Annotated in this window: 11 protein-coding genes; 4 read left to right on the forward strand and 7 right to left on the reverse strand. The window is 68.5% G+C overall.

The window, feature by feature from the left end:
* Nucleotides 1–2 precede the first annotated feature (2 nt).
* From DBR34_RS03200 to sufT, 3 genes are all read right to left on the reverse strand, one after another.
* On the reverse strand, nt 3–1748 hold the full coding sequence (locus DBR34_RS03200) for a S8 family peptidase (RefSeq protein ID WP_128095671.1): 1746 nt from the start codon (nt 1746–1748) through the stop codon (nt 3–5).
* A gap of 453 nt (nt 1749–2201) precedes the next feature.
* Complete coding sequence (locus tag DBR34_RS03205; RefSeq protein WP_128095672.1) at nt 2202–3299, reverse strand: branched-chain amino acid aminotransferase; 1098 nt, start codon at nt 3297–3299, stop codon at nt 2202–2204.
* Nucleotides 3300–3356: 57 nt separating this feature from the next.
* A complete protein-coding gene (gene sufT, locus DBR34_RS03210; RefSeq protein WP_128095673.1) occupies nt 3357–3908 on the reverse strand; it encodes a putative Fe-S cluster assembly protein SufT in 552 nt (183 codons plus the stop codon).
* 118 nt (nt 3909–4026) lie between these two features.
* Here sufT and DBR34_RS03215 point away from each other — a divergent pair, with 118 nt between their 5' ends.
* Complete coding sequence (locus DBR34_RS03215; RefSeq protein ID WP_128095674.1) at nt 4027–4446, forward strand: hypothetical protein; 420 nt, start codon at nt 4027–4029, stop codon at nt 4444–4446.
* Between the two features lie 302 nt (nt 4447–4748).
* Here the strand turns inward: DBR34_RS03215 and DBR34_RS03220 are convergent, their stop codons facing one another.
* Together DBR34_RS03220 and DBR34_RS03225 are read right to left on the reverse strand one after the other, a co-directional pair.
* A complete protein-coding gene (locus tag DBR34_RS03220) occupies nt 4749–6203 on the reverse strand; it encodes an NAD(P)(+) transhydrogenase (Re/Si-specific) subunit beta (RefSeq protein WP_128095675.1) in 1455 nt (484 codons plus the stop codon).
* The gene (locus DBR34_RS03225; RefSeq protein ID WP_019182396.1) at nt 6200–6508 is read right to left on the reverse strand and encodes an NAD(P) transhydrogenase subunit alpha; all 309 of its coding nucleotides are present in this window, start codon (nt 6506–6508) and stop codon (nt 6200–6202) included. Before DBR34_RS03225 ends, DBR34_RS03220 begins: the two co-directional genes overlap by 4 nt.
* Nucleotides 6509–6586: 78 nt before the next feature.
* Between DBR34_RS03225 and DBR34_RS03230 the strand changes: the two genes are divergently transcribed.
* From DBR34_RS03230 to DBR34_RS03240, 3 genes are read left to right on the forward strand one after another with little or no spacing between them, the layout of a single operon-like run.
* Nucleotides 6587–7201, forward strand: a complete 615-nt coding sequence (locus DBR34_RS03230; RefSeq protein ID WP_258223632.1) for an RNA polymerase sigma factor — start codon at nt 6587–6589, stop codon at nt 7199–7201.
* Nucleotides 7198–7533, forward strand: a complete 336-nt coding sequence (locus DBR34_RS03235) for a hypothetical protein (protein ID WP_128095677.1) — start codon at nt 7198–7200, stop codon at nt 7531–7533. Before DBR34_RS03230 ends, DBR34_RS03235 begins: the two co-directional genes overlap by 4 nt.
* A gap of 2 nt (nt 7534–7535) precedes the next feature.
* Nucleotides 7536–7961, forward strand: a complete 426-nt coding sequence (locus DBR34_RS03240) for a DUF3106 domain-containing protein (protein ID WP_128095678.1) — start codon at nt 7536–7538, stop codon at nt 7959–7961.
* A gap of 229 nt (nt 7962–8190) precedes the next feature.
* Here DBR34_RS03240 and DBR34_RS03245 read toward each other — a convergent pair whose 3' ends face one another.
* Nucleotides 8191–9276, reverse strand: coding sequence for an NAD(P) transhydrogenase subunit alpha (locus tag DBR34_RS03245; protein WP_128095679.1), 1086 nt, complete (start codon nt 9274–9276; stop codon nt 8191–8193).
* Nucleotides 9277–9388: 112 nt separating this feature from the next.
* Nucleotides 9389–9587 (reverse strand): DUF1631 family protein (locus DBR34_RS03250; RefSeq protein ID WP_128095680.1); only part of this gene is annotated, 199 nt, incomplete at its 5' end.

Below are 9587 nucleotides of genomic sequence, written 5' to 3' on the forward strand. Positions count from 1 at the left end.
GCTCAGTACTGCGAGGTCAGGGTGACCCCGGAGAAGGTCGAATAGCCCTTCACCCGCACGTGCCAGGTACCGGCCGCCGGTGAAGTGATCGTGCAGGTCTCGTTGTTGCCGCTCAGATACGGACGGCAGTTGTACACAGTGTCAGTCGGAGCGCTGCCCGAACGCACGTACAGGTCCGCATCACCGCTGCCACCGGCAATGCTCACCTTCAGCTGCGAACGACCCGCAGGCACCACGACCGTGTAGGACAGCGAAGCACCGCTGGCCGCACCCAGACCCGTGACCGGCACATTGTTCTGCAGCACCGTGCCCGTACCCGGGTTCGGATTGGTCCCGCCCAGCGCCGCCGTGACCGCCGCATCGGCGTCCACGATGCCCGCGCCGCACCCGCCGCTGCACGCACCCGGCAATGCACGCGCCGTGTTCTTCAGCAACGTCTCGATCGCCGCCGGCGTCAACGCCGTCGGTGCCACCGACTGCACCAGCGCCACCACGCCGGCCACGTGCGGCGCCGCCATCGACGTCCCGTTGTAGGACGCGTAGGACGCCGTGCCCGGCACCGTCGTACCGCTGTTGAGCGTGGACAGGATCGCCTGGCCCGGGGCCGAAATGTCGATGCCCGCACCGTAGTTGGAGAAGCTCGCGCGCGCGCCGGCCGACGTCGTGGCCGCCACCGCGATCACGTTGGCGCAGTTGGCCGGCACCGACGACGACACGTTGGTGTTGCTGTTGCCCGCCGCCACCACCACCGTGGTGCCGCGCGACACCGCACCGTTGATCGCGTTCTGGTAGGTCGTCGAACAGGTGCCACCGCCGCCCAGCGACATGTTGATCACTTCGGCCGGATTGGCATTGGCCGGCACGCCGCTGACGGTACCGCCAGAGGCCCACACGATCGCATCGGCGATGTCGGAGGTATAGCCACCGCACTTGCCGAGCACGCGCACCGGCACCACCTTCGCGTTGAATGCCGTACCGGCCACGCCGGTGCTGTTGTTGGTCACCGCCGCGATGGTCCCGGCCACGTGGGTACCGTGCCAGCTCGAGTTCGACGCCGGAATGCCCGAGCCGCACTCGTTGGCGGCGTACCAGTCGCCTTCATCGTTCGGGTTGTTGTCACGCCCACCGCCGTCGCGCGCCATCGCCGCGTCGCTGATGAAGTCATAGCCCGGCAGGATGTTGGCGTTGAGGTCCGGATGGTTGGTGATGCCGGTATCGATCACCGCCACCACCACGCCGGTGCCGGTGGCCTTGTCCCATGCCGGACGCACGTTGATCGAGGCGTTGCTCGTGCCGAAGCCCCACTGCTCGGACAGGCGCGCGTCGTTGGGCACCAGGGTGGCGTGCATCAGCTGATCGACTTCGACGTATTCCACGTTCGGGTCGGCCGCCAGGCGGCGCATCAGCAGTTCCGATTCGGCCGCATCCAGCGGGCGATCGGCCTTGACCACGGTCGGGCCGATGGCCAGCTGGCGCAGCTTCTGCAGGCCCAGCGCGCGACCCTGCGCAGCCGGTACGGCCGAGGCCGCCGCCTTCAACGAACTGGCCAGTGCGGTCGGAGTGGCGACCAGGTTGGCGCCATCCTTGTATTTGACGATGAAACGCTGGTGCGTCGGTGCCGACGACAAGCCGCTCAGCTGCACATCGCCGGCGAATGCCGGGGCGGCCAGCAGCAGGGTGGACAGGACGGACGCGCCGAGTACAACCAATGCACGCTGACGCAAACGGGGTTGCGAATCATGAGACATCGGATTTCCCTTTCAGACTGTGGATGCCGCGAACGCGGCTGAATTTCCAGTCCCGACCCGGGGGCTGTTGAACGCGATGGCACGGATCAAGACCGGTTGCTGGATCGGTTCCCCTGAAATCAAACCGCCCATCGCGAACCTAGTGGGTCGATGCAGGTTCAACAATGTTTCAGCCGCACTTCAGCGACATGAAATGTCGGATCTGAGACTTCCCGTGTCGAAGGTTTGTGAAAGTGAAGGAACTTGGCGCCTTCCGACCGGTCACATCGCGCCATCGAATGTCTGTTTCGGCTGTCTGCGTCGGAAAAATGCAGACAAGCCTTGCGCACCGGGGCCTGCGCCGTGCTGCCACCGCTGGACAATGCGCCTCCGCGTGCGGAGGCCCGCACGACCGCCATGAAAAAACCCGCCTGTTGCCAGGCGGGTTTTCAGGGGTCATCCGGTGCTGGGCGCTTACGCGTCCAGACGCACCAGCCAACCGTGGCGGTCCGGCAGGCGACCGTACTGGATGTCGGTCAGCTCCTTGCGCAGCGACATGGTCACTTCACCGGCCGGCGCGTTGATGTCGCCCACCGAGAAGCCCTCGCCCTTGAGCTGGCCGATCGGGGTGACCACCGCCGCGGTACCGCAGGCGAACACCTCGGCGATCTCGCCGGAGGCCACGCCCTGCTTCCACTCGTCGATGGTGACCTTGCGCTCTTCGACCTTCATGCCACGGTCGCGGGCCAGCTGCAGGATGCTCTCGCGGGTGATGCCTTCCAGGATGCTGCCCGACAGCGCCGGGGTCACCAGGGTGCCGTCCTTGTAGACCAGGAACACGTTCATGCCGCCCAGTTCTTCCAGGTACTTGCCTTCGACCGGATCCAGGAACAGCACCTGCGAGCAACCCTGGGCCTGCGCCTTCTGCTGCGGCAGCAGCGAGGCGGCGTAGTTGCCACCGCACTTGGCCGCACCGGTGCCGCCCTTGGCCGCACGTGCGTACTCGGTGGACAGCCAGATCGACACCGGGGCCACGCCCTTGGCGAAGTACGGGCCGGCCGGGCTGGCGATCACGTAGTAGCCGGCCTTGTGCGCGCCGCGCACGCCGAGGAAGGCTTCATCACCGATCATGAACGGACGGAAATACAGGCTGGATTCGTCAGCCGACGGCACCCAGCTGGCATCCACGGCGATCAGCTGCTTGAGCGATTCGACGAAGATGTCCACCGGCAGTTCCGGCAGCGCCAGGCGCTGCGCCGAGCGCTGCAGGCGGCGGCCGTTGGCGTCCGGGCGGAAGGTCCAGATCGAGCCGTCGGCGTGGCGGTAAGCCTTGATGCCTTCGAAGATCTCCTGGCCGTAATGCAGCACCGCCGCGGCCGGGTCCAGCTGCAGCGGGCCGTACGGACGCACGTTCGCGTTGTGCCAGCCGGTGTCCTTGTCCCACCGCACTTCCACCATGTGGTCGGTGAAATGCAGACCAAAACCGGGGGCGGCCAGGATGCGCTCGCGCTCCTCGCTGCTGCGCGGGGTGGCGGAACGGGTGGTGTTGAAGCTCACGGAAGACTGGGACACCGGATATTTCCTGTTCTGGTTACGGGGAACGCCGCGACGCCTGCTGGCGGTGGGCGGTTACAGCATGCCGGTTTCGAGCCGGGCGGCCTCGGACATCATGTGGCGGCCCCACGGCGGGTCGAACACCAGCTCGACGTCGGCCTGGGCCACCGTCGGAATCATCTCCAGCTTGCTGCGCACGTCATCGACCAGGATATCGCCCATGCCGCAGCCGGGCGCGGTCAGGGTCATGGTGACGTCGATCTCGCGCCGGCCGTCGTCCAGGTGCTTGAGGTCGACCTCATAGACCAGGCCCAGGTCAACGATGTTGAACGGGATTTCGGGATCGAAGCAGGTGCGCAGCTGCTGCCACACCAGTTTTTCGACTTCGTCATCGGAGGCGTTTTCAGGCAGCTCCAGCGCCGGCGCCGGTTCCTTTCCGATGGCGTCGCCATCCTTGCCGGCGATGCGGAACAGATTGCCTTCGACGAAGACGGTATAGCTGCCACCCAGGGCCTGGGTGATGTAGCCATAGCTGCCAGCGGGCAGCGTGACCGTTTCGCCCTGCGGGACCATGACGGCCTCGCAGTCGCGTTCGAAGTGGACAGGTTCACTGCTACGGGAATACATGTGGATCGATATGGGGGTCGCGGCCAATTCCCGCAAGGCGACCATTTTAGCCCAGCGGCCGCCCACGCGCCGGTCACCCCGCAAGCCGGTATCCTGTGGGCACTCACAGGAAGATTGCATGTCGCCCACGTCCGTGCCTGTCCGGAGCCGCCATTGGCTCTGGCCCCCGATGTTGCTGCTTGGTGTCGTCACGGCCACGTTGGCCTGGTTGTTCATTGCCCTGCTCAGCGGCCGCCAGGCCGGCTGGATGGCGGTGCTGGCGGCGCTGGATATCGCGTTCATGCTGCGCCTGGGCACCTTCCGCGCCGGCCCGGCCCGGGTGGCGGTGACCCTGCTGGCGACCCTGCTGGTTGCGCTGGCCGCCAACTGGGGCATCGCCTCGGCCTACCTGGGCGGCTCGATGGGCCTCAATCCGTGGGATTCATCGTTGCGGATGGGCCCATTCATGGCCTGGACGCTGATCGGCCTGGCCAACGGCGCGGTGGAGTGGCTGTGGCTGGGCGTGGCGCTGGTGATCGGGTGGTGGGTGGCGAAGTAACCGCCCTGCGCGCCGGTAGTGCCGGCCGCTGGCCGGCTCTACATGACGCCGGGAAGGAAACGCATTGGTATTCACGCATCGCGCGGGAGCCGGCCAGCGGCCGGCGCTACCGGGTTACTGATGCATCGCCGGGAGCCGGCCAGCGGCCGGCACTACCGGGGCACTGATGCATCGCGGGGTGCCGGCCAGCGGCCGGCGCTACCGGGTTACTGATGCATCGCGGGGAGCCGGCCAGCGGCCGGCGCTACCGGGTTACTGATGCATGGCGGGGAGCCGGCCAGCGGCCGGCACTACCGTTCTGTTTAGTGCCCGCCGTCGAGCGCCTTCAATTCGCTGACCAGCGCGCTGGCCGCGCCGGCGCCATCGCCGTAGAGCATGCGGGCGTTGTCGGCGTAGAACAGCGCATTTTCGATGCCGGCGAAGCCGGTGCCCTTGCCGCGCTTGATCACCACCACGTTGCGCGCGTTCACCACGTCCAGGATCGGCATGCCGTAGATCGGGCTGGCCGGGTCGGTGCGCGCTACCGGGTTGACCACATCGTTGGCGCCGATCACCAGCACCACGTCGGTGTTGGGGAACTCGGGATTGATGTCGTCCATGTCGGCGATCAGGTCGTAAGGCACGCCCGCTTCGGCCAGCAGCACGTTCATGTGGCCCGGCATGCGCCCGGCGACCGGGTGGATGGCGAACTTCACCTTGATGCCGCGGTCGATCAGGCGCTGGGCCAGTTCCCACACCTTGTGCTGCGCCTGGGCCACGGCCATGCCGTAGCCGGGCACGATCACCACGCGCTCGGCGAAGGCGAGCATGGCGGCCACGTCGCTGGCCTCGATCGGCTTCTGCGCGCCGCTGATTTCCTGCGCCACGCCGCCACCGCCGAAGTTGGAGAACAGCACCCCGCTGATCGGCCGGTTCATCGCCTTGGCCATCAGGCGGGTCAGCAGGATGCCGGCCGCGCCGACCATCATGCCGGCGATGATCAGCGCCTCGTTGCCCAGCACGTAGCCTTCAAATGCCACGGCCAGGCCGGTGAACGCGTTGTACAGCGAGATCACCACCGGCATGTCGGCACCGCCGATCGGCAGCGTCATCAGCACGCCCAGGGCGAGTGCGACCACGAAGAAGCTGATGATGGCCACCGGGCTCAGGCTGATGGCCGCCCATGCGCCCAGCACCACCATCGCCAGCGCGACCAGCAGGTTGAACGCCTGCTGCCCGGGGAAGGTGACGCGCCGGTCCAGCCGCCCGTCCAGCTTGGCCCAGGCAATGATCGAGCCGGACAGCGACACCGCGCCGATCGCCGAGCCGATGATGGCCAACGCCAGCACCGTGGCCGACGGCTGGCGCGCGGCCAGGTCGGCCAGGGCCTGTTCACTCCAATGGGTGGTATCGCGGTTGGCCAGGAACGAGAAGCGCAGCAGTTCGACCGCACCGATCGCCGCGGCCGAGCCACCACCCATGCCGTTGTAGAGGGCCACCATCTGCGGCATGTCGGTGATCGCCACGCGCTTGGCCGACCACCAGGCCACGCCCGTGCCGATCGCCACCGCCGCCAGGATCAGCGGAATGTTGTGCAGGTCGGGCAGGAAGAACGTGGCCACCGTGGCGATCAGCATGCCCAGCCCGGCCCAGCGGATGCCGCTGCGCGCGGTCATCGGCGAGGCCATGCGCTGCAGGCCCAGCAGGAACAGGGTGGCGGCCACCAGGTAGCTCACCTGCACCAGCCATTGCAGCAGTTGCGCGGTGCTCACGTTCAAGGTGCCTTCTCCCCGGCGTCGCGCTTGGCGCTGGGCTTGAACATGTCCAGCATGCGCTCGGTGACCACGTAGCCACCGGCGGCATTGCCGGCGCCCAGCACCACCGCGATGAAGCCGATGATCTTCTCCAGCGGCGTCTGCGCGTGGCCCAGCACCACCATCGCGCCGATCAGCACGATGCCGTGGATGAAGTTGGACCCGGACATCAAAGGGGTATGCAGGATCACCGGCACCCGTGAAATGATCACGTGGCCGGCGATCGCGGCCAGCATGAAGATGTACAACGCCACGAACCCGTCGCTCATTGCAGTGTGTCTCCCAGGCGGTGATCCCGTCCCCCCATCATAACCATGCGCTGAACCGTTCTGCAGGCCGGTCAACCGATGCCGCCCCGATGCGTTGTCACAGGTACCCCCCTGCGCGAGCGCTACCCTGTGCTGGTGAGCCCCACCCTGCAACCGCTGCCCACCGAGGCCGACGCCGCCCTGCCGGTGTCGCTGGACGCGTTCCTGGCGGGCATCGGGCCGCGCGCGTTCCGCTTCGCCGAGGCCGGCCTGCGCCAGCGCGACGATGCGCTGGATGCGGTGCAGGACAGCATGCTGCGGATGCTGTCCTACCGCGACAAACCGGCCGCCGAGTGGGCGCCGTTGTTCTGGAGCATCCTGCGCCGCCGGGTGGTCGACCTGCAGCGCCGGCGCGGCTTCCGGCTGCGCTTCTGGCGCAGCAGCGACGAGGCCGGCAGCGAGCACGACATCGACTGGGCCGACCACGCCCCCGGCCCGGCACAGGCCCACGAGCAGCGCGAACAGTACGCGCAGCTGGTGCGGGCACTGCGCGAACTCCCCGCACGCCAGCGCGAGGCCTTCACCCTGCGCGTGCTGCAGCAACTGGACGGCGCCACCACCGCAGCGGCCATGGGCTGCAGCGAAGGCGCGGTCAAAACCCATCTTTCGCGCGCCCGGCAGGCGCTGCAGCAGCACCTGGAGATCGCCCTGTGAGCCGCCCCGTTACCCCGCCCCTGCACGATGACGCCGCCCTGCACGCCCTGCACGCACAGGCCCTGCAGCAGGTGTCGCCGGCCACCCTGGCACGGCTGCGCAGTGCCCGCCACGCGGCCGCGCCACGCCGCAGCCGGGCGCATGGCTGGTGGATGGCGACGGCCTGTTCGGCGGTGGCCGCACTGGCGCTGGGCTACAGTTTCACCGCCAACCCGCCCAACACCCCGGCCACGCCCCCGGTGGCCTCGGCGGTGGATGACAGCAGCGACATGCTCGACGAGAATCCCGACCTGTACGTGTGGCTGGGCACGACCGACCTGGCAATGGAGTGAACATGACACCGCGACTGATCCTGGCCCTGGCGCTGCTGTCGACGAGCGCGGCCAGCGGGGCGCAGACCCCACCCCTGCCGGAGTGGGATCGGCTGACCCCGCAGCAGCGCGAGGCGCTTATCGCGCCCGTGCGCGACCGCTGGAACGACGCCCCGCCACCGCAGCGCGAGCGCATGCTGGAGCACGGCCAGCGCTGGCAGGGCATGACCCCGGAACAACGCGAGCTGGCCCGGCGCGGGCGCCATCGGTTCGAAAACATGAGCCCGGAGCAACGCGAGCAGGCCCGCGCGCTGTTCGCGCAGATGCGCGAATTGAGTCCGGCGCAGCGCGATGCGCTGCGTGAGCGCTGGTCGAAGATGACTCCCGAGCAGCGTCAGGACTGGTTGAAGGCCAACCCGGTGAAGGATCTGCCGCCGCCGAAGCGGTGATGCCGTGGGGTGTGCAGCCACCCATGGGGTGGCTCTACCCGGTGGGAACCGCGTGGGTGCGGGAATGCCGCGGGTGCCTGTGGTGTGCAGCCACCCGTGGGGTGGCTCTACCCCGGGTGGGAACCGCGTGGGTGCGGGAATGCCGCGGGCGCCTGTGGTGTGCAGCCACCCATGGGGTGGCTCTACCCCCGCGTCCGGGTAGAGCCACCCCATGGGTGGCGGCCCTGGATCAACCGGCGGCTACCCAGCGGGTTTTCGCCAGCAGTTCGTCATCCCAGTCGAACTGGATCGCCCCGTCCTTGAGGAACAGCGCGACGAAGTTGTACAGGTTGCGCGCGTACATCTCGCTGGCGTGCACCGCGCCGCGGCTGGCCAGGTCGAGCGGGCCGTCCACGGTGACCCCGCCCAGCGCGATGGTTTCACCCGGGCGGGTGGCCTCGCAGTTGCCGCCGGTCTCGGCGGCCAGGTCGACGATCACGCTGCCCGGCTTCATGCCCTGCACCATCGCGGTACTGACGATCTTCGGCGCCGGGCGCCCGGGTACGGCCGCGGTGCAGATCACCACGTCCACCAGGCGCAGGTGCTCGCCCAGCCGGCGCTGCTGCTCGGCGCGCTCTTCGTCGGTCAGCGGCCGCGCATAGCCGCCCTCGCCCACGGCGCTGACGCCCAGGTCAAGGAATTTGCCGCCCAGCGATTCGATCTGCTCGCGGGTTTCCGGGCGCACATCGAAGCCTTCCACCTGCGCTCCCAGCCGGCGCGCGGTGGCGATGGCCTGCAGCCCGGCGACGCCGGCGCCCACCACCAGCACCCGCGACGGGCGGATGGTGCCGGCGGCAGTGGTCAACATCGGGAAGAAGCGCGGTGCCAGCTGCGCGGCGATCAGCGTGGCCTTGTAGCCGGCCATGCCGGCCTGCGAACTCAGCACGTCCATCGACTGCGCGCGGGTGGTGCGCGGCAGGCGCTCCAGCGGGAAGGCCTGCAGCCCGCGGGACTGGATCAGGCCGGCGCGCGCGGCGTCGGCCTGCGGGTGCAGCATGCCGACCAGGGTCGCGCCGGATTTGAGCTGGCCCAACCGTGCAGTGTCCGGCGGCTGCACGCACAGCACGATGTCGGCTGCGCCCAGCCGCGTGTCGTCGGCCGGCTGCGCGCCGACGTCGACGTACGCCTGATCGGTAAAACCGGCCGCCTGGCCGGCCCCGGGTTCGAACCACACGGTCGCGCCCAGCGCGGCCAGCTTGCGTGCCGTTTCCGGCGTCATCGCCACGCGCCGTTCCCCTGGCGCGCGTTCGGTTACCACCAACACCTCGACAGCCATGCCTGTCCCCGACGATCAGCAGAGTGTGGGGGGATCGTAACCTACCGGTTCGGTTTGAGTAGAAACCATGCGCCGGTGGGGCGCAGGGGGCCGGGCAGAACCCGGCGTTGCCTCAGTGGACGGTGGCGTTCTTGTTGTCCAGCCGGTCGATCACGCCCTGCATGGCGCTGTCGAAGGCGCCATCGTCGATGTGCGCGCGCAGGCGACCCAGCCGCACCATCACCGCCAGCTCTTCCGGCGAAGCCACGCAGAAGCGCACGCCACGGCGGTTGACGAACAGCAGCCGCGAGGAAATCGGGCTCACCCAGGAC

The organism is Stenotrophomonas sp. HMWF003, assembly GCF_003061285.1.
Classification (GTDB): domain Bacteria; phylum Pseudomonadota; class Gammaproteobacteria; order Xanthomonadales; family Xanthomonadaceae; genus Stenotrophomonas; species Stenotrophomonas maltophilia_AP.